The following is a 21523-nucleotide window of genomic DNA, read 5'->3' on the forward strand; positions in this document are numbered from 1 at the left end:
TGCTGATTGAAATATATCAAAGGATTTATTTTCCCTCAACATTCTAACATAAATCAAGTTTCAAACTGATGAATTAGAATCAAAGATTCCAATTATCTAAACTCGACATGCCTTTCAGAACATGTCGAATAGCTTAATAGAAATCAGGTAGAACGTGATAAGTTTTCTAACAGAAAAAAATACTTTATATCAAGCAATTACCCTATTTTCGCAATTAAGGGAGACATAGATTAATACATCAAATAATTGGTGTAAATCAATTCTGCCCATTTACTATAAGCCAAACCTGAGGGATGCAATCCGTCTTGAGCAACCCAATTTGGGTAATTCTTAGCAGCCCTACCTAATTCTGTAATATCTAAATAAATGCATTTATTTTGAAGAGCAATTTGTTTATTAATAACATTGAACCAATCAATCTCTTTCCTAATCTTCAAGGTATCCAATTGTCTTCCAATCGGCGTTAAGCTATAATCAGGTATGGAAAGGACAAAAACCCTTCGTTGATCACCACCAGCTAATTCAATGGAACGATTTAAGATGTTGGTAAAATTTTTCCGATAAATACTCGTATCAATTCCTTGATATTGATCATTCACACCAATCAAAAGGGAAACAAAATTATGTCCTTGCAAATTTTGTTCACTCATGGATGTAAGTAAATCGGCACTTGTCCAACCTGTTTGTGCTAAGTAAGTCAAACGCTTGGTTTGAATAAATTTAACTTTCAATAATTCAAGCGCTTGACTAGGAAAACGCTCCGATTGATTGACCCCTTGTCCAATGGTATATGAATCTCCCAAGGCCAACCATGAAATAGCCACTGAATCTTTTTGAGCAATACTGGGCTTGGGCAAAACCAATTCCGATTCGATGGATTTCCGACAAGAAAAACCGAGAAAAATCAAGAAAAGAATGAACCAAAACTTCATTTAATTAAAACCCATGCGAAGACGATTTGTTTGAATCTCAAATAGGATGAATCTTGAGTGCTACCAGCTGTTTGACATGTTCCGAAGGGTCATGTCGAATGACAGATAAAATGGATTTGTAATCCAGGGATAATAGTATTTTTGGCTTCGAGAACCTCAGCCCAATGCGAGGGCCTTAGACAACTTTATCTGCTGTTCAACATATTTCGAAGGGTCATGTCGAATGACAAATTAATTTGATTTGTAATCAAACCTGCTAATTGAAATATGTCAAGGGATTTATTTTTCTCCTTTCTAACATAAATCAAGCTTCAAACGGATGAATTGGAATCAAAGATTCCAATTATCTAAATTCGATATGCCTTTCAGAACATGTCGAATAGCTTCAGTCTTCCCTTATTGTTCTCAATGCCATTTTAAATCATAAGCGATTTATATATTTCATCGAAATATGCTATGTTTAAAGAAAAAACGATGAAAAAATTCCTATTCTTCGCCCTATTCATTTCCTTCCTTTCTTCGTGTTCAAAAAGGGAAGAAACGGTGTCCAGTTACTTTACATATCCTGACAGCATAGAAGCTGCTGGAGTAAAAATGATTCCTATTTCAACCCCAAAAGGCACCTTTAAGGTTTGGACTAAACGTTTTGGAAATAATCCGAAGATTAAAATTCTTCTATTGCATGGCGGACCTGCGATGACACATGAATACATGGAATGTTTTCAAACGTTTTTTCAAAGAGAAGGATTTGAATTTTATGAATACGATCAATTAGGCTCCTATTACAGTGATCAACCATCGGATACTACGCTTTGGAAAACAGAGCGTTTTGTTGAGGAAGTAGAGCAGGTTCGTCAAGCAATCGGTGCAGATGAGTCGAACTTCTATATCCTTGGAAATTCATGGGGTGGTATTTTAGGGATGGAATATGCGCTGAAATACCAAAAGAATATGAAAGCATTGTTGGTATCCAACATGGTGGCTAGTGCTCCAGAATATGGAAAATATGCAGATGAAGTTTTAGCTAAACAAATGAATCCAAAGGTTTTGGCTGAAATAAGGGCGATTGAGGCGAAAAAGGATTTTAATAATCCACGCTATATGGAATTACTCATCCCCAACTTTTACCATGAACACATTTGCCGCTTAAAAGAGTGGCCTGATGCCTTGAATCGTTCATTAAAGCATGCAAACGGATCTATTTATGTCCAAATGCAAGGACCAAGTGAATTTGGCATTAGTGGATTATTAGCCAAATGGGATATCAAAAATCGCTTAAAAGAGATCTATGTTCCTACGCTGATGATCGGTGCCAAATACGACACCATGGACCCGAAGGCCATGGAAGAACAAAGTAAACTCGTTCAAAACGGGTCTTACTTATACTGTCCAAACGGCAGCCACCTAGCCATGTGGGATGACCAAAAAATCTATATGAATGGGGTAATTTCCTTCATCAAGAAGGTGAACGGAGAATAGTAATTCGAAATTTTAGAGAAAACCAGCTGTGCGACATGTTCCGCAGGGTCATGTCGAATGACAGATAAAATGGATTTGTAATCCAGGGATAATAGTATTTTTGGCTTTGAGAACCTCAGCCAAATGCGAGGGCCTTAGACAATCAGCTGTTCGATTTCTATGGTTAAATAGCTTCATCGGGGAGCAAGTGAGTAGATTTGGTAAATTCTATAGCTTATCCAACCAAATTAAATCACGGGTTTTATACCCAATCTTCTCGGCTATTTGCAGGTACTCCTTTTTGATATGATCTGGGATAGTTTTTTTCCTAGATAAAATCCATAAATAAGACAGTTTCTCTCCCGCTACCAAGGCATATTGATAATTGGAGTCGAGTGCCACTACATTATAACCACCATAAAATGGACCAAAAAAAGAGACTTTCAGCATGCCGACGTTTTCCTTGCCAACGAACTTAGCTTTCCCTTCCGACTCCTTCCATATTTTTTTATAGGGTTCATATCCCCTATTTACCACCTTGATGCTTCCATCTTCGTTCAAAGAATAATTGGCTGTTGTATTGATTAGATTTCGTTCAAAATAAAAATCCAATCGAGCCACCTCATACCACGTACCCAGGTATTTTGACTTATCAAAATTCTCTACAGCTTTGGCTCCTTTCGGAATAGTTGAAGATGAACATCCCCACAATAGGATTATAAATGCTAGGTACAAAAACAGGTTGCGATGCTTCATTCTTAAATGATGTAAAGGTTCTTTTAAATAATTTAAACTCATTGAACTCGAATAAAGTTATACGATGCTATAAATTTTAGCGAATTGCCTAAATTCCAAGATATTGGAAATCCAAACCAAACTTTATTACACCTCAAATGAAACATTAAACCACCTCGAAAGAAGTGATTCTTATACTTGTCAAATGCAGTAGGATTATATATAGTTAATTACCTATTTAAACTAATTTGCCATTCCAAGCTTCAAATCCTCTATTTTCTATTAAATAATCACAACATTTTTGAAGCTGGGTAATACCAGTCAAATGCCATTCTGAAAAAGCTTGATTTCCAAGTAAGCTTACCTGCATTTCTTTTTGAAATCTTACACTTTGATTTTCATGTATAATCTCCCAATAATCAAGTATCAAATTCCTCTGTTTTTCTATTAATTCTGGGGATGGAATTTTATCTCTTTTTTGCTTATTAATTTTGGCATCAGATGGGAGCAAATTCCAAAGATCATTATTTTTCCAAATTGAAAAAGGAATCAAATGGTCTATTTCATAGGATGAAATCCTCTTCCCTGTCCAAACACAATAAACACTTCCTATATGTGATAAGGAATTTTTATGTATTCTTTTTGATTCTGAAATATTTCTTTCAGTAATTGGTCCTTTTAATACATCTTGAAGAACATGACTCATTGAAATACGTCTACCTGAAGCATTGACAGAAAACTCTGCCCATTTAAATAGTAATGAATCCTGCCCATTTATAAAACTTCCCAAAATTTTGAAGGCTTCAAAATATTCGACTGGAATTGAGAATGTACCCAAACCGTGAATTAAACTTTCCAAATCATTACATTTATAATTTCGAAGTCTTGATTGTTCAACTTTGAAAATGGAGTAATATTCTTGACTCAAAGACCGACCTAAATAATACATAGGCATTTTTGAAATTGTTTCAACTAGCTTTTTGACCAATTTTTCAAATTTATCCTGAACTTCTTCAGGAATGCCTTTGCTTTTTAAATCATTATAAAATGAAGAAAATCCTCCTCTTAATTTATAATATTGAATTATCTCTTCAAACTGTTTACTAAATGCCAAATTAGCATTTCCATTAATCTGAGGAATTAAAATTTCTGATTCTAAAATTGGATAATAATATAACATCCACTTTTCAACCATTAAACCCATTGGAATTTGAACATGAAATTCATTTGGTTGAATAAAAGGAGAGTTATCAAGTATAATATCAATTACACCTCTTAATAGAGCAAACTTATAAGTAGAAGACTTACTATCTCTTTCAATTATTTTACTAATGTTGTAAAATACTTCCTTATTCATTACCGCTTTTAAAAAAATTACAAGGACTTAAAGATACAATGGAAGGACCTATGGTGATGAAAATTTAAATTTTATTTAAAACTATTTAAATTTTTAGTGAATAGTCCTAAGTCTTTAGTTAACATACATTTCAACTAAAATAGAAATCTAATATTTATCTAAATGACATTTCAAATTTGATTTGGTTTTAAAAAACTACAGAAAAATAGAACTACCTAACTATTTCATCGAACAAGATTAAAATTCAATAAAAAATCGAATTATATGAAAGTAACTATCTAATCCAATTATGATTTCTCATCCCAAGTGAATCATTAAACCTCCTCGAATGAAGTGGTTTTTTATTCCCTTAAATTGGGAATAAAGTGTTAAGTACAAAAAATCATTACCTTCAAAAAAGTATTAGTTTAAAATCAGCTAGTTTTTCTTATTTTTTATCCCTTGTAAAATCTCCGATAATTCTTTCACCAATTCAGGGTGCTGACTAGCTACATTGTTCTTTTCACCTATGTCCAATTTAAGGTTGTATAGCTGTGGTAATGTGCTATTGGCTAATTCAATATTAACCAGTTTATTGATGGAGGGTCCTGCATTCGGTTCTATGTATTTCCACTCTCCCCGAACTATAGCTACCGAATTCATACCTTGTTTCACGAGCACTTTTCTACCTTCCAAACTTTTCCCTAGCAAAGCATTCAGCATATTCTCACTATCAGACGCTTCGCTCCCAGGTAATTTTTTATTAAAAAAATTAGCAAAAGAAGCAACAAAATCGATTTGGCATACCATGGCATCGGAGACCTGTGGTTTAATTTTTGCTGGCCAATTAATCAGCATGGGCACCCTTGTACCTGCTTCATAAGTGCTATATTTTCCTCCACGAAGTACACCCCAAGGCTTATGTCCATTTAGCTGGGTAACTGCTCCATCCTGATAACCATCATCCAGTACAGGACCATTGTCGCTCGAAAAAATAATCATGGTATTATTCGCAATACCTAGGTGCTTTAATTGACTCATAATTTCACCTACAGTCCAGTCTAATTGCAAAATAGCATCACCCCTCAATCCCAGTCCGCTTTTACCTTTAAACATGGTAGAAGGCATACGAGGCACATGGGGTTCGGTTAATGCATAAAACAAAAAGAAAGGTTGAGCCTTATTCGTTTCAATAAATTCTTTTGCCTTGGTTAAAAAAGTAAGTGGCATTTCTTCATCTGTCCAGCGGGCTAATTTCCCTCCACGCATGTAGCCTATTCTACCTATTCCATTTACGATGGTATTATTATGTCCATGGTTAGGAGAAGATTGTATTTTTAGTAATTCTGGATGTTCTAAACCCGTTGGATCATGACCAATTTTATTGGCATAATTTACTTCGATGGGATCAGTTGTATCTAGCGCTACCACGTAATGATTTTCAACAAAAACCGTGGGTACCCTATCTGCCGTAGCAGGAAAAATGAATGAATAATGAAAGCCCACCTCATTGGGTCCTGGTGCAATTTTTTGATTCCAGTTTTTTTGAACCGTATTACCTAGTCCAAGATGCCATTTACCGACCAATCCAGTTTTGTAGCCAACTTGTTGAAATAAGGAAGGCAGCGTTATTTTATCGGTAGGAATAATCAATGCCGCATCACCTGGCAAAATCCCCGTTCCTGATTTACGCCAAGGATACTGACCCGTCATTAAGGCATAACGTGAAGGTGTACATGTTGCGGAAGTTGCATGAGCATTCGTAAAACGTAACCCACTTTTTGCCAGTTTGTCAAGATGAGGGGTTTTGATTTTTGTAGCACCATAACTACTCAAATCACCGTACCCCAAATCATCGACATAAATGAACACGACATTGGGGCGGTTTGTATATTTTTGTGAATAAGCCTTACTGGCAAATAGCAACGTGATTGAAAGAAATAAATAGTATCTAAAACCCATCATGTATATTATTTTATTGAGCAGGTAAAATTTTGTTTAGTTAGTATTTGAAAAAGAAATACCACAGTGCGGCACTTCTTTCCAAATAACATTTACCTTGTAAAATAATAAATTACCAGCATATTAAGCATTCAAATGCAATATAAGCTTAAGCTGAACATAGAAATTAGATTAGATATATCCCCTAAATATGAATGAATTCTCTAATTTCTTCATTTATAAATACGTACTCTTTTTCTGACTACGGTAAACTTGGATACTAAACTATCTGGTTTACCTTGTAATACCAATCGTCTATTGGGGATGATTACTTTACATGAAGTCATATTTTTCGGATCTGGACAATTTTGCAATCCATTCATGTCAAAATAATGAAATAGGCTAATACAAAGTATGGTCAAATATTTCATATTAATCTTCCAGGTTATTTTTGACCGCTTTGACGGAGGCCTTATGCTTCATAACTAGTTCATTGATTTCATTTATAATCTTCTCATTATTTTTTGAAATATCATATTGTTCAGAAGGGTCAATGGACAAATTAAATAAAACAGGCTTTTCCAATTTTTCAATCTTTTCGGGATATCCAATGGGGTTATTTTTCAAATAATACAATTTATAATCCCCTAATCTGGCAGCAAATAAATCGGTAGCATGATAAAAAAACATCTCATTTCTCGGATTAATATCTTTATTATGTACCATCAGAGGGCTCAAATCATAGCCATCAGTAACTCCATTTGGGGGAATGGAAATATTGGCTATACTACACAAGGTAGGTAATAAATCTAGCGTACTTCCCATCTTCATCTCAACTTTAGGCTTTAAGTTTTTGGGGGACCAGACAATAAAAGGAACACGCATCCCTCCTTCATAACTAGTTCCTTTTGCCCCAAATAATAAGCCTGAAGAACCACCTTGCTCTTTAAATAATTTCCAAGGGCCATTGTCTGAGGTAAATATCACATAGGTATTTTCATCTATGTGTAAATCTTTCAAGGATTTAAGAACCTGTCCTACGCTCCAATCCAATTCTTCTATCACATCTCCATAAAGTCCACGCTTGCTTTTTCCTTTAAAATCTTTACCTGCAAAAAGGGGCATATGGGGCATAGAATGAGCCAAATACAGAAAAAATGGTTTGTCTTTATTCTTCTTAATGAAAGCAATCGACTCTTCAGTATATCGTTTTGTGATCTTATTTTGATCAGCAGGCCGTTCTATTATTTCAGAGTTCCTCATCAAAGGAACATTATAGTCCTCAATTTTAGGGTTAAACATACTTTCATAAGTCAAGCCCTTTGCCCTATCCATATCATTGGAATATGGGATTCCAAAATAATAGTCAAAACCATTGTTATTCGGTGCGAATTGAGGTAGATGTCCTAAATGCCATTTACCAACTAAAGCTGTTTGGTAATTATTCATTTTTAATATTTCTGCCATAGTTAGCTCGGATTCAGGAAGTCCTCCTTTAGAATCAGGAAATAACACGCGTCGCTTATAGCTTTCCATGCCTATTCGAACAGGAAATTTTCCTGTCATTAAAGCCGCTCGAGAAGGTGTACAAACATTGGAGGCCACATAAAAATTAGTCCATTTCTGTCCTTCAGAGGCCATTCGGTCTAAATTGGGTGTTTGAATTACGGGATTGCCAAATGTTCCAATATCTCCATATCCTAAATCATCGGTGTAAATGATAATGAAATTAGGCTTACGATTTTTAATTGGTTTAGAAATTGCCTCCAAACTTATCAAAGCAAAAAAGGCATATATAACATATTTAAGTTTCATATTTTATCTATTTACAGGTTTTTGCCAAGGAGTACTTCCTCCCTGTTGAATGTAAGTCATTAATATCGTGTTCAATTTTTTTACCATTTCAGGATTGGTGTTAACCAAATTATTTTTCTCCAATGGATCATTTTTCAAATCATAAAATTCATACGGTTGAAAGGGGGAATTTTGTAATAATTTCCATTGACCTAATCGCAAGGCATGATATGCTTTACCTCCATAAAGAATACCTCCCTCTCTTCGGGTAAAATAAATAGGTCGTTCAATGGAATCATCTGATTTATTCAAAAGTGTTTTGGCAAAACTTCTTCCTTCAATCCTATGGTCCATTTTTCCTCCAACTAATTCCATGATTGTTGGGAAAATGTCCATCGACAAATTAACCGCATTAGAATTTGATCCTTTTGGAATTTTTATTGGCCATGAAATGACAGTGGGAACTCGAAGGCCGCCTTCATACATACTTTGTTTTCCATCTCTTAGTCCACCGTTATTGGCTAAATCAGGTAAATGGCCGCCATTGTCGGAGGTGAAAACGATTATGGTATTTTCATACTGACCTGATTGCTTCAATGCATCAATTACTTTCCCAATTCCATCATCTAGGTGCTCAATAAAGGCGACTAATTTGGCTCTTTTTTCACTAATCCCTGGATTTTTGAGAAGTACTTTATCCAACCATTCCTTAGGCGGTTGTACGGGAAAATGCGGTGCATTATAAGCTAAATAAAGAAAAAATGGATCTTTACTTTTGGCTTGTTGATGAATATAATCCACAGACCATTGTGTAAATAAATCTGTCGCATGCCCAACTGGCTCAATTTTATTAGTATTCAAACGCATAAAATTTTTACCATGCCTGAGATGTGTCCAATAATCATCCATCATATCTTCTAACCAACCATGGAAATAATCGAATCCCTTTTCATTGGGAAGATTAGGAGATTCTAAACCCAAATTCCATTTACCAATGTGAGCGGTATGGTAATTCAACTTTTTTAAAGAGGAAGGCAACAAAATGGTACGTGGATCAAGATACCCCCAACTATTTTCAGGGTGAGAACGAATTAAACCAGGAACCCCAACAAAGTCAGGATATCTTCCCGACATTAAGGAGGCTCTTGTTGGTGCACATACAGGAGAATTAGCATAAAAATAATCCAACCTCATTCCATCCTCGCGAAGCTTATCAATATTGGGAGTATTTAGATCTTTGGTGTTATAATAAGATACATCATGATACCCTTGATCATCGGTAAGGATGATTAATACATTTGGTTTTTTATGCTGACCTAATAAGCTTACTCCAGTTAGCAAGCTCAACAATATGACAAAAAAACTTTTTTTCACGTGCATTTGAGTTTAAAATACCCTAAATAAAATTCATTTATTTTCACAAACATGCTATGTTGATTTTATAAAATTGGGAAGGTCAGTTCGACACTTCCCAATTAATTGCACTATCAACTAACACTTAATTTTTATTGAAGGATCAAATTACCACTTGGGGTTTTGAACTAATTTGGGATTAAGAGACAATTCACTAACTGGAATTGGCAATAAATTATAATAGTCTAGATAACCATTCGGAAATTTTGTTTCAATTACCCCACCAAAATGGTCCTTTACCACGACAGGATAGATATCTTTCCCTATATTCCACCTTTTTATATCAGACCAGTATAATCCTTCCAAGGCAAATTCAATTCTTCTTTCCTTCCTCAATCGTATTCTGGCTTCTGATTGAGATAAGCCCTTGGGAATCGATGTAATTTTAACGTCTTTTCTCTCTGTCCGAATCCGATTAATGATTCCAATAGCTTCATCTATATTTTTATTCAATTCAATTAATGCCTCCGCTTTGGCCAACAATACATCGGCATACCTTAATACGATATTATTGATAGCAGATTGACCTGAAGTCGGCAAATTAGCCAGTTGATTTTCACGGTATTTGCGGGCACTTAAATGCTTTAAACGATTTCCTGGATGATTGAATGCTCCTCCTGGATATAGGTAGTTTGGAAATCTAAATCCTAAAATATAGGATCCGGGAATAACAACGGTAAACTCTAAACGGGGATCCCTATTTTTAAATTTATTGGCATTATCCACCGGACTTCCGTCAATTGTCTCATAGGCATCCACTAAATTATCGGTGGGAACATACCTTGATCCTCGCGTAAAACTACCCGTTCCCGTACCACAAAACTGATCGTGAAATGAGCCTTGCGAATTCTCTCCAGATATATATTGTACGTCAAATAGTACTTCTGAATTATTCTCATTTTCTTGTTTAAACAATCCTTCGTAGGAGGGGAATAAAGCATACTTATTCAACGCTTCAATTTGCTGAGAAACCTCAAGGACCTTTTCGTAATTATTTTGGTACAAATAGGCTCTCATTTTTAAACCCAAAGCAGCACCTTTATCTGCTCTTCCAATTTCAGCAGCTTTTATTCCTAAATTTTGTATGGCTACATCATAATCAGCAATGACCTGATTCCAGGTGACTTCTTTAGTGGCTCTCGGAATTTCCCTCGCCTCATCCGTTGACAAAGAAGTATTGGTTATTGGAACTCCCCCATAAGCATCAGCCAATAAAGAATATGCCAAACCTCTTAAAAAATGAGCTTCTCCCTTATAGATGTTTTTAGCCGCTTCAGGTAATTTAACTTGTTCCAAAGCCTTCAAAAGGTAATTTGCTCTAAAAATAATGGCATAACATCTGGTCCATCTAAATGTAATAATATCGGCATCTGTCGCAGACAATTGTCCATTTCCCAATTTGGTGATTGGGAAATTGCCCCAATTAAATGCATTCGGAGTTGCTCCATCTAACACTCCAAATCCAAATAAGCCTTCGTTATAAATAGCAGACTCTCTTAGCAAAGCATAAACTCCATTTAAAGTGAGTTTAATATCGGCTTCATTTTGTGGAAAATTCGCCGTTGTAATCTTATCTTCTGGAAATATTTCCAAATATTGGTCAGAGCAACTTGTGCAAAAACTCAATAAAACTATGCTGATATATAAAAGTATATTTTTCATCATCTTAGAAGTTTAAATTAACGCCCAAAGTCACAATCCTTGGAACCGGGTATTGATTAGTGCTTGAATCAAACGTATTTTTTTCTGGATCGTATCCGTCAAAATCTTGATTCACTATAGTATACACATTTTGCGCATTTATGTAGATATATGCTTTCTTTAACCCATATTTATTGGATACTTTCTCGGGTACACTATAACCAAGTTGTATATTTTTCAGCTTAACAAAATCCACTTTATTTACCCAAAAAGAAGATTGAGAGCTATTCCATGAATTATCAAATCTGGCCATAGGAATATGGGTATTTGTATTTGTTGGTGTCCAAGAATTCAACCAACGTTCACCTATCACTCGATTCTCATAAGTTAGATTGGTGAAATTATTTTGATTGAACATATTCACTCCCAAAATTCCTTGCATGAGTATATTCAGATCAAATCCTTTGTACTTGAAAGAGGGAGAAATACCAAATGTCACTTTAGGAATCGTGTTTCCTATGGATTGTTTATCCTCAAAACCCAATTTTCCATCTCCGTTGATATCCTCAAATTTCAAATTACCTGCCTTAGGTTTAAAACCATTGGCAAACATATGCTCAGATGCTTCTTTGTCTGATTGGTAGATACCAACTACTTTATAACCATACAATTCCCTGAATGAATAACCCTCTCGGATTAAGTACAATTGGTCAGGTGATCTAGAAGTCCCAAACTTCGTTACCATGTTATTGATATACGTGGCGTTCAATCCAATACTAAAATTGAGCTTATCTCGATCTGATATTTGATTATTATAGTTTAAAATAATTTCAACTCCATTATTTGTCATCTCACCTTTATTCTCAAAGGGCGAATTCAAACCCCCTAATACCAATGGAATGGGTAATTGAACCAAAATATCTTGTGTCTTTTTGGTAAAATAATCTGCCTCAACCGATATCTTATTTTTAAAGAAAGACATTTCCAAACCAATATCAGTGGTAGCGGTTTTTTCCCAAGTAATATTCTCGTCAATTAAGTTAGTGATAGCTGCACCTGGAGCTAATTTGCCTCCATAGTTGTAACTCAACGCATTATTTTGATTTATTATAGTCAGGTATGGCCAGTAATCCGAGATATTTTGATTGCCTAATCGACCCCAAGAAGCCCTGATTTTTAAGTTTGAAATCACATCTGAGTTCTTTAAGAAATCCTCATCGGAGACTCTCCATCCAGCTGAAAAGCCAGGAAAATATCCCCATCGATTTCCCTCTTTAAATCGAGATGAAGCATCTGCTCTAAAATTAGCTTCAAATAAATATTTTTGATTGAAGGCATAATTTAACCTTCCAAAATAAGATAGAATACGCAAAGCATTCATATTTCCTGATCCCTGTATACCTGAAGTTCCAGCATCTACCTGAGTTAAACCCTCTTTGGGTGGACTACTTCGCCTTGCATATAACGTTTGAATTTTATTTGATTCAATTTGGGTTCCGGCAATTACTGCTACGTCATGTAGTTGATTAAAGGTCTTAGAATAATTGATGGTAGAAAATAAATTGGTATTAAAACCCGAGATGTTTCCTCTATTAATTTCTAAACCTTCTCGATTAAAATTCTTAGTAATTGTTTCGATACCAGAATCTGTATAACCAAAAACACTCGAATTATATCGATCTACTAAATTCCATGTGCCATTCGCAGCAAAGGTTGTTTTAAGTGACAGATGCTTGGTAAAATTCACTTCGGCTGTTGCATTGATTGAAAGTAAATTTTCTTGCGTAGAGGTTTGACCGTTAGCTGCATCAATTAATGGATTTCGATTATCATAAAGTAATGCACCATTTTTATCCGTCACTTGAACAGATCCAAATCGACCATCTCGTGCATAAGGTGCAATAAAAGGTGCAGCACCACTTAGCATATCAAAAACTCGTCCTAGTGAACCATAAGTAATATCCGCATAAGGCTCTTTAGATAATCTATTGATATAACTAACTCGCCCGCTAATTTTCAACCAATTATTAATTTTTGAATCTAGATTAGCTCTTAGACTAAATCTTTGTGAATTGGTATTGGCAACCATTCCCTCTTGATTCAAATAATTAAAAGACAAAAAAGTGGAAGTTTGTGCCGATCCACCACGAATTGATACATTATGTTCTTGTATTTTGGCTGGCTTAAATAATTCAGAAAACCAATTGGTATTGGGATATTTATATGGATCAGTTCCAGTTTTAAATGCATTGATTAAATCTGTTGAATACAAAGGACTAGCTCCATCATTAACTAAGGCTTGATTGCTCAATTCCATATTTTGAGCACTATTATTTATCGTTTTATACCGCATTCCTAAGGTTTGAACACCTACATAAGAATTTACATTCACTTGCATTTTCTCATTATTCTTACCCATTTTGGTCGTAATCAATACGACACCATTTGCCGCTTTTGAACCAAAAATGGCCGCACTAGCTGCATCTTTCAAAACCGATATAGATTCAATATCCGAAGGATTTAACTGCTCAAATGTTCCCTCCACACCATCTACTATGATCAATGGATTGGCGTTATTTAATGTCCCCCAACCTCGCACGCGTATTTGAGAACCATCACTTCCAGGCTTTCCTGAATTTTGACTTACCCAAACTCCCGAGGCGGTTCCACCTAAGGCTTGTGAGGAGTTAGTTAAAGGCCTATTATTAATCTTTTCATCAAATTTGATGGTAGAAATAGAACCTGTTAAATTAACTTTTTGAGTACTTCCATATCCTACAACTACGACCTCATCTAATGCTGTAACGTCAGGTTTTAAGGATATTTCCAATTGTAATTTATCTCTTACCCCAATTTCTTGACTTAAATAACCAACAAAGGAGAACAAAAGGACAGCATTTTCATCCGCGATATTGATTGTAAAGTTTCCATCGGAATCCGATTGTGTTCCTTTAGTAGTTCCTTTGACACTAATATTGACACCAGGCATTCCTTGTCCCGTTTCATCTTTTACTTTTCCAGAAACAGCCCTTTCTGCCAATTGACGTATATTCAAAGGTGGAACTTGGGAGCCTTCATCTTGATTATTTCGAAGAATAATTCTATTTTCTTTAATTAGATACTCGACTGATAAGGGAGCTAGCAATTCTTGTAATACCCAATCGAGCCTTTTTTTATTTACATTAATATTGACCTTTTGTAACATATTGATGTTACTCGAACTATAGACAAATTTCACTTTGGCTTGCTTTTCTAATTGGTTCAGTACTTTTTTAATTTCGACGCTTTCCATTTGCAAGGATACCTGCTGACTTAAGTCTAATTGACTCAAAGCAGGGTGTGCGTATGAAAAAGTGCAAAAAACTAAACTAATTACTAATTGCTGGAAGGAAATTTTCATAGTAATCCAAAGTAGTTTTGGAAACAGATGTGATTTGTTCATACTTTTACGTAGTTAAGATTTTACGATCATTAGCTATTTCTATTAAACTTTAATAGAAATAAGGGCCGGGGATGCGCCAACATCTTCGGCTCATTTTTTTATGTGTTTAAGAACTGTTCATCATAATATGATTTAATTACACGACTTACCATTAATAAAGATCGTAGAACCTCTAATTTCAAACTTGGCATTAACAGAGGAACAAGCCAATTCTAGCTGCTTGTACAAATTCAATCCCCATAAATCCCCAGTAAACAGACACTTTTCTATTTCTTTATTCACGAATATGATATCAACTCCATAGTAATATTTGAATCGATCTTTTAATGCTCCAAATTGAATTTCATCAAAAATAAAATCTGATTTTTGTAGACCTGGAACGATTAAAATTGGCTCCTCAACAATGCTTTCTTGAATAGTTTGATTTTCTACATTGTATACGGCTTTCATATTTGGAGTTAAAACCACCCCATTCAATTTTCGAAGACTTTCATCCTTAGATTTCAGATAGACAGATACCTTTCCGCTTAATACAGCTACTTCAATGGATTTAGTTCTGTTGTCTAATCCCACTTTGAAGCTTGTCCCTAAAACTTCGGTAACCAAATCACCCGTTCGAACTAAAAATGGTTTTTTCTCATTTCTAGCGACTTTAAAATAACCTTTCCCTTTTAAAAATACAGTCCTGTTCAATTTCCCAAAATCTTCTGAAACGAGTAAGCTGGAATTCTTTTCCAAAATTACCGTACTACCATCTGGAAGTTGAAGTTTTTGATTGTTGTTAGAGCTATTTCGAGTCTCTAAACCATTACTTTCAAGGACAGAATTTTGAAATAATTCAGGGTATTTTAAATAAATAGAAATACTTAATATCAAGAACAAACTTGCAGCCAGAGAAATTTTAAGTATACCTGACAAGTGAATAAATCTAAAATTATTCTCTTTTGGGAGAATCGTAGCACTCATTTTATTCCAAAGTCTATCCTCTTCTTCCTGAATAGTATGTTCATCAAATAAGTGATTTAAATCAGCATGAATATTTAGACTATCAGATGTTATGCTCTCCAACAAAGCCTTTTCCTCAGGAGTACAATTTCCCTCTTCATATTTATGCAATAAATGATCAAATTCGTGCGTCTTCATAAAATTCATATTAATTAGCCGAGTAAAAATTCTTAAAGTTCTTCTTCAAAAACTTCATCGATTTAGTTAAATGATACTCTACAGCTTTCTCAGACAATGCTAATTGAGAAGCTATAAGTTTCACTGGAATTTCATCGATTTTACTCATTCTAAAAATTAAGGCAGTTTTCTCAGGCATTTTTTGTAATAAGGCATTTAATCTCTTTTCAAATTCTTCTGAATATATCATATCATCAGAAGTACTCGTTTCATGTAGTTGATTCAATAATTGAAACTCTCTAAACCTTCTAAGTGTCATTTGACTACGAATGGATTTATTTATTAAATTCCTACTAGATATAAATAAGTAAACTTTCAAGTTTTCAATTTTGAGCTCCTCTCTCCTATTCCACAAACTAAGCATTAGGTCGTGCAGAATTTCTTCCGAGTCCTCCTTTGAACCTAAATTATGGTAAACATAACCGTACACTGACTTCCAATATCTTCTATAAATCACCTCAAAAGCCTTATGATCTCCTTTTTGGAGGAGTATCAATAATGCTTCATCGCTTAATTGACTTAAGACTTCTGACATGGATTTTTAACAATTTTGACTAAGGTTCCTCTCGAATCGAAAACCCCTAAATATTTTTATATTTATTTATTAAATAATTACAAAACTTTCAATTTGTATGATCAAATGGTGGCTAGAATAGTTTAAAAAGAAATTCAAATAGATGATGAGGAAATTGACATCGTAAGCTAAAAGCTAAATAAAATGTCCATTTTGAATAAATTATATATCAATAATGATCCATTCGAATGGGTATGAAGAAGGTAGTGTGGTGATACATATTTAAAAAACTATTTTTGATGAAGATGAATATTCTCCCACTAAATCCATTTATAATTGATAGTAATATAAGACCCAAATTCCAATGAAATAAAGACAAAATTTATCACAAATTTGAAATCTGATAATAATAAAATGTTGAATAAGTGAATACAAATAACCGAAATTAAACGAATTAGAATATATCGAATTCAACCAAGGGTTGATTTACAAATGGTCGATTAATTTACGTTTTATATTTTCTAAAGCTCCTCTTTTCATGAAAACCAATTATATTGATTTTTATGCGTATCGGAATATACAAAGTCTAGCTTTATCTTGGACTATGTTCTAGCAGAGGAAGTCGAATCATATTGCAATATCCCTCCAGAATTGATTAGTTATTTTAGAATGAACACCAAAAAAAATAGCCAATTTGAATTTGATTGTAAATTAAATGATACATTTAACTCAATGATATCAAACTTCTATTGATGAGATTATACTTAAAATGACCCATTGCACAAAGAATCCGATCTAATTCGCCTCAGAATAAAAATCAATTACCGCCTAATTCATCATAGACCAACACATGTTTTGTGATTTTGGATTTTGCCTAATGATAGTCATTAAAAGATTATTGAAATCTAATTCCTGTTCATTTTATACACTCTAATTTCTTTGTTATCCTTCTCGGGTACAAAATATTGGAATAAACATGTCAATTTATGATCAAGCAAATTTTATATTGGGGCATTTCCTTTTTGTTCTTATGCGGCTGTACAAAAGACGAACCAAAAGGTTCACCAGCACACATTGAAAACATTACTTCTGAAGTAGATGACGACAAACTCACCAAAGCGCAAGATTCTCCTGGAGATTGGATGTCTTATGGCCTAAATTACCAAGAAGACCGTTTTAGTCATTTAAACCAAATAAATCGGGAAACTATTGGACAATTATCTTTAGCTTGGTCAACTGACCTAGGTACAAGTCGAGGGATTGAAGCCACTCCCCTAGTTGTGGATGGTATCATGTTTTTAAGTGGCCCTTGGTCTGTCGTTTATGCCCTAGATACAAGAACAGGTAAAATCCTATGGACCTATGACCCACAAGTTCCTAAACAGACAAGCATAAAATCTTGCTGTGATGTCGTAAATCGAGGTGTAGCCCTCTATAAAGGAAATATATTTGTAGCAACATTAGACGGCAGATTGATTTCCATTAAGGCCAGTACAGGTCAATTTAATTGGTCAGTTGCTACCATAGACACATCCAAAAACTATACCATAACGGGTGCCCCACGCGTATATGATGGTAAAGTAATTATTGGAAACTCAGGGGCGGAAATAGGGGTTCGTGGATACGTAACAGCTTATGATGCTGAAAACGGCAAGGAAGTTTGGCGTTTTTGGACGGTACCAGGTGACCCCAAAAATGGATTTGAATCGAAAGCCATGGAAATGGCTGCCAACACTTGGAAAGGAGAATGGTGGAATATGGGAGGTGGCGGTACGGCCTGGGATAGTTTCGCCTATGATCCTGAATTAGGTCTTGTATATATAGGAACTGGAAATGGCTCTCCTTGGAATCGAGAGATACGAAGTCCAGGTGGTGGCGATAACCTTTTTTTATCATCCATCGTGGCAGTCGATGTTAAAACAGGTGAATACAAATGGCATTATCAAACCACGCCAGGAGAAAGCTGGGATTATACGGCAGTTCAACAAATGATTTTGGCTGATTTACCCATCGATGGGAAAGATCGTAAAGTGATTATGCAGGCACCTAAAAACGGATTCTTTTATGTCATAGATCGCACAACGGGAGAATTCATCTCAGGCAATCCCTATACGTATGTCAATTGGGCTACTCATATTGACAAAAAGACGGGCAGACCTGTAGAAACCCCATTTAGCCGATACGAAGATTTCAATAAATTAGTGGCCCCATCCCCTCTTGGAGGACACAATTGGCAAGCCATGGCCTATAATCCCACAACTAAACTAGTCTATATTCCCTCTCGTGAAATGTCCTATTTACACGGTAATCCAACGGAATATATTCAAGACTCTAAAAGATGGAATACGGGCTCTAAATTTAATCCAAACAAGCCCATCAAGGACGACCCAAAAGCACATAAGGCCGAAGGTCGTTTGATTGCTTGGGATCCGATTGCGGGTAAAGAAGTTTGGCGAACACCAGGCGCATCTATTTGGGATGCAGGTGTTTTAACCACCAACGATTTGGTCTTTCAAGGAAATGCACATGGTATTTTTAATGCTTATGATGCCAAAACGGGCAAAATATTATGGCATACAGATTTGAAATCCGGGATCATTGCTCCACCAGTCACCTATCTAGTGGACGGCGTTCAATATGTGTCTGTGGCTGTAGGATGGGGAGGAGTCGTAGGTTTGTGGTATAAATTTACTGAAACAATTCAGCCAGGTCGAATCTTTACTTTTAAACTAGGAGGTAAGGCGAAGATGCCTTCACTCATTCCTGCTGAAACTAAAACCAAGCTGAATGTAGCAGTGACAGCCACTCCAGCTCAAATAGCCAATGGTGCAGCCTTGTTTAGCAACTTTTGTGGGGTATGTCATCAATTAAAAGGCGGTGGAGTGGTTCCGAACTTACTTTATTCAAAGCCTGAAATAATGGCCATGATGGACGATATCGTGAGAAAAGGAGTCTTTGTCAATAAAGGTATGCCCAGTTTCGGCAATCGATTTAGCCCTCAAGAAATCAAAGATATCCAACAGTATATTTATGCTGAGGCAAAGAAATAATCATTGGTAGGTGTATTTGTTCTTTGGTTTCAATAATTGAGTTTCAGTTAATGCCTTGATAACCTGATTTTTATCAAAAACCTCATCTATTGATGAGGTTTTTGAGTTTTGAAAGGTATTTAGTGCCATTTTCAATAGTAAACTATACGACCTTTTTACCCGGTTGACTTAACAATTTAATTAGCTCAGGTAAATACTGCTCGTAAACCTGTCTCGGACTGACGGTGTTTTTGACACAAATAGCCGCAGCTTTTCCCACAACCTCACCCATCATGCCGCAGGTCCTCATAACTCGCACCGGTCCTAATCCTGTTTTAGTGACACTAATATTTCTACCTGCCATGAATAAATTAGAAATATTCCGACTATACAAAGTTCGATAAGGTGCCCAATACAGATTTCCATATTGATATTCCTTCCCTCTCGTATAGTCAGCAACAAATTCATTCCCCTCAAATCCTGTTTTAAATTCAGTCTTAGGTGTATGCAGGTCTACATGCCATGAGCATGGAAATGCGGCATCCGAAAATTTCTTTTGAGATTTAAAATCTTCCGCATCCAGAATCACATCCCCCATTAATCTTCGTGATTCTCGTTTGCCCGCAATATAGGCTGACCAACCTAATCGATGGTTTGGATACATTTTATCCACATTTTTTATAGCATCCCATGCCCCATACATAGCTCTAAAATTATGATCTCGAATCAATTCTATATCATTGACCTGGTCCTTATTAAAACCACTTTCCCAATACCACATATTCGCAAAGGATTGCAATCCTTCTGCACCAAAGGTTTTAACTCCCTTTCTACCTGGGAATGGTTTATCAGATAAATCTAAAGCCCAAGGACACCTAGGAAAAGGTTGGGCATAATTCCCCACTTCACATTTTAATGCCAATGCACTTTTATCTTTGCATTCACATTTCAAAACATCTTCCTTGTTGGTAGCGTCCAGTACATTGAATAAATTGGAACTTCCCATTAAGTTCTCCACTTTATACTCATAATCAGCTCCAGCCTTAAAACCTAAGGTGGCATCACCCGTGCAATCCGCAAAATAGGATGCTTTTAACAGCAATTGCCTTCCTGTACGAATATGTTGAATAACAATCGAGTTTATTTTATCACCAGATTTTATGACCTCTATCGCTCTATTTTCAATCAATAAAGTGATATTGGGTTCTTGGATTACCTTTTGGTATTTTAATTGGTCATCGTAGTATTCAGCACTCACCCCGTTCAATACCTGACCAGAGCCTTTGGTAATTGGGAGTAATATTTCTGAAACGATATCGCCAATGTGTGGATAAGGCTCCTTATTGGTATGACCTTCTGGCCAAACACGAACTTCAGAACTTCCGTTGCCCCCCAATACTGGTCTATCTTGCACCAAGGCTACTTTGGCTCCATTTCTGGCTGCTGATATGGCCGCGCAGGTACCTGCCAATCCACCCCCAACTACGATAAAATCAAAGGATCCTCCAAATTCCGGATTCTCGGGCAAACCATTCAACTTCCTTCTAAATTGGGTTAAAGCTTGTATATCATTCGTTGGCTCAAAACGAAGGTCTTTACAAAATAAAATGGCCTCACACCTTCCCTCAAATCCTGTCAAATCATGCAATGCTAACTTTGCATTTTTTCCCACTTTCACTGTTTTACCATCATGCCAATGCCACTCAGCACTTTTAGTACCAAATATTTCTTTTAATGGTTTATCATTAATTTTTACTTGAAATTTACCTGGAGCCCCCGGTGCATTCCATGGAGCAACCCAATCTCGGGTACGTACCCAAACACGGTATGTCCCTTCGGAAGGAAAAGTAATATGGGTAATTGCGTCTTCGACAGGGATACCCAAACCATGGGCCAACAAATATGGACTGCCCATCCGCTCCATGGATTGTTGATCTATATTCCATCCACCAAAATTCTCAAATTGTTCTGCTTCAATAAATACAAATTCATTTGAATTGGAACCAAAAACATTTGACAAATTACCAGCTAGCAATGCCAAGCTCGTATTCCCTAATAAACCAATAAAATTTCTTCTTTTCATCCTTGCTTGTGCTTAATAAACCT

14 protein-coding genes are annotated in these 21523 nt (G+C 35.6%); 2 read left to right on the plus strand and 12 right to left on the minus strand.

All coding sequences use genetic code 11. The features are described 5' to 3' along the window. Positions 1–230 precede the first annotated feature (230 nt). Positions 231–932 (minus strand): SGNH/GDSL hydrolase family protein, encoded by a 702-nt coding sequence (locus G9H65_RS11055; protein ID WP_166375398.1) that lies wholly within the window; start codon positions 930–932, stop codon positions 231–233. A gap of 474 nt (positions 933–1406) precedes the next feature. Between G9H65_RS11055 and G9H65_RS11060 the strand changes: the two genes are divergently transcribed. Next, positions 1407–2411 (plus strand): proline iminopeptidase-family hydrolase, encoded by a 1005-nt coding sequence (locus G9H65_RS11060; protein WP_166375399.1) that lies wholly within the window; start codon positions 1407–1409, stop codon positions 2409–2411. A 207-nt stretch (positions 2412–2618) separates the two neighbouring features. Here the strand turns inward: G9H65_RS11060 and G9H65_RS11065 are convergent, their stop codons facing one another. The 10 genes from G9H65_RS11065 to G9H65_RS11110 form a co-directional block, all read right to left on the minus strand. Then, on the minus strand, positions 2619–3146 hold the full coding sequence (locus tag G9H65_RS11065; RefSeq protein ID WP_166375400.1) for a lipocalin family protein: 528 nt from the start codon (positions 3144–3146) through the stop codon (positions 2619–2621). 217 nt (positions 3147–3363) lie between these two features. Then, the gene (locus tag G9H65_RS11070) at positions 3364–4482 is read right to left on the minus strand and encodes an HNH endonuclease domain-containing protein (protein ID WP_166375401.1); all 1119 of its coding nucleotides are present in this window, start codon (positions 4480–4482) and stop codon (positions 3364–3366) included. A gap of 417 nt (positions 4483–4899) precedes the next feature. Then, on the minus strand, positions 4900–6426 hold the full coding sequence (locus G9H65_RS11075; RefSeq protein WP_205753300.1) for a sulfatase family protein: 1527 nt from the start codon (positions 6424–6426) through the stop codon (positions 4900–4902). 209 nt (positions 6427–6635) lie between these two features. Next, positions 6636–6833 carry a hypothetical protein gene (locus G9H65_RS11080; protein WP_166375402.1) on the minus strand — a complete coding sequence of 66 codons (198 nt, stop codon included), beginning with the start codon at positions 6831–6833 and terminating at the stop codon, positions 6636–6638. Position 6834: 1 nt separating this feature from the next. Beyond that, positions 6835–8217 carry a sulfatase family protein gene (locus G9H65_RS11085; RefSeq protein ID WP_166375403.1) on the minus strand — a complete coding sequence of 461 codons (1383 nt, stop codon included), beginning with the start codon at positions 8215–8217 and terminating at the stop codon, positions 6835–6837. 3 nt (positions 8218–8220) lie between these two features. Then, positions 8221–9570 (minus strand): sulfatase family protein, encoded by a 1350-nt coding sequence (locus tag G9H65_RS11090; protein ID WP_317164417.1) that lies wholly within the window; start codon positions 9568–9570, stop codon positions 8221–8223. A gap of 147 nt (positions 9571–9717) precedes the next feature. Next, positions 9718–11274 (minus strand): RagB/SusD family nutrient uptake outer membrane protein, encoded by a 1557-nt coding sequence (locus tag G9H65_RS11095; protein ID WP_205753301.1) that lies wholly within the window; start codon positions 11272–11274, stop codon positions 9718–9720. A 1-nt stretch (position 11275) separates the two neighbouring features. Then, entirely contained in the window at positions 11276–14650 is a 3375-nt protein-coding gene (locus G9H65_RS11100) for a TonB-dependent receptor (RefSeq protein WP_166375405.1), read from the minus strand. A 174-nt stretch (positions 14651–14824) separates the two neighbouring features. Next, positions 14825–15835, minus strand: coding sequence for a FecR family protein (locus G9H65_RS11105; protein ID WP_166375406.1), 1011 nt, complete (start codon positions 15833–15835; stop codon positions 14825–14827). A gap of 10 nt (positions 15836–15845) precedes the next feature. Next, complete coding sequence (locus tag G9H65_RS11110) at positions 15846–16409, minus strand: RNA polymerase sigma factor (protein WP_166375407.1); 564 nt, start codon at positions 16407–16409, stop codon at positions 15846–15848. A gap of 965 nt (positions 16410–17374) precedes the next feature. Here G9H65_RS11110 and G9H65_RS11115 point away from each other — a divergent pair. Beyond that, positions 17375–19438 (plus strand): PQQ-dependent dehydrogenase, methanol/ethanol family, encoded by a 2064-nt coding sequence (locus G9H65_RS11115; protein ID WP_166375408.1) that lies wholly within the window; start codon positions 17375–17377, stop codon positions 19436–19438. Between the two features lie 142 nt (positions 19439–19580). On the opposite strand, the gene G9H65_RS11120 is transcribed toward G9H65_RS11115, so the two are convergent. Further along, positions 19581–21500 carry an FAD-dependent oxidoreductase gene (locus G9H65_RS11120; protein WP_166375409.1) on the minus strand — a complete coding sequence of 640 codons (1920 nt, stop codon included), beginning with the start codon at positions 21498–21500 and terminating at the stop codon, positions 19581–19583. Positions 21501–21523: the final 23 nt, after the last annotated feature.

It is taken from the genome of Aquirufa ecclesiirivi (assembly GCF_011250515.1).
In the GTDB taxonomy this organism is placed as follows: domain Bacteria; phylum Bacteroidota; class Bacteroidia; order Cytophagales; family Spirosomataceae; genus Aquirufa; species Aquirufa ecclesiirivi.

Coding starts and splice junctions, on each gene's coding strand:
- G9H65_RS11100 (WP_166375405.1), bottom strand. CDS start 14,650: ATGAAAATTTCCTTCCAGCAATTAGTAATTAGTTTAGTTTTTTGCACT.
- G9H65_RS11065 (WP_166375400.1), bottom strand. CDS start 3,146: ATGAAGCATCGCAACCTGTTTTTGTACCTAGCATTTATAATCCTATTG.
- G9H65_RS11120 (WP_166375409.1), bottom strand. CDS start 21,500: ATGAAAAGAAGAAATTTTATTGGTTTATTAGGGAATACGAGCTTGGCA.
- G9H65_RS11115 (WP_166375408.1), top strand. CDS start 17,375: ATGATCAAGCAAATTTTATATTGGGGCATTTCCTTTTTGTTCTTATGC.
- G9H65_RS11055 (WP_166375398.1), bottom strand. CDS start 932: ATGAAGTTTTGGTTCATTCTTTTCTTGATTTTTCTCGGTTTTTCTTGT.
- G9H65_RS11070 (WP_166375401.1), bottom strand. CDS start 4,482: ATGAATAAGGAAGTATTTTACAACATTAGTAAAATAATTGAAAGAGAT.
- G9H65_RS11105 (WP_166375406.1), bottom strand. CDS start 15,835: ATGAAGACGCACGAATTTGATCATTTATTGCATAAATATGAAGAGGGA.
- G9H65_RS11080 (WP_166375402.1), bottom strand. CDS start 6,833: ATGAAATATTTGACCATACTTTGTATTAGCCTATTTCATTATTTTGAC.
- G9H65_RS11110 (WP_166375407.1), bottom strand. CDS start 16,409: ATGTCAGAAGTCTTAAGTCAATTAAGCGATGAAGCATTATTGATACTC.
- G9H65_RS11075 (WP_205753300.1), bottom strand. CDS start 6,426: ATGATGGGTTTTAGATACTATTTATTTCTTTCAATCACGTTGCTATTT.
- G9H65_RS11095 (WP_205753301.1), bottom strand. CDS start 11,274: ATGATGAAAAATATACTTTTATATATCAGCATAGTTTTATTGAGTTTT.
- G9H65_RS11085 (WP_166375403.1), bottom strand. CDS start 8,217: ATGAAACTTAAATATGTTATATATGCCTTTTTTGCTTTGATAAGTTTG.
- G9H65_RS11060 (WP_166375399.1), top strand. CDS start 1,407: ATGAAAAAATTCCTATTCTTCGCCCTATTCATTTCCTTCCTTTCTTCG.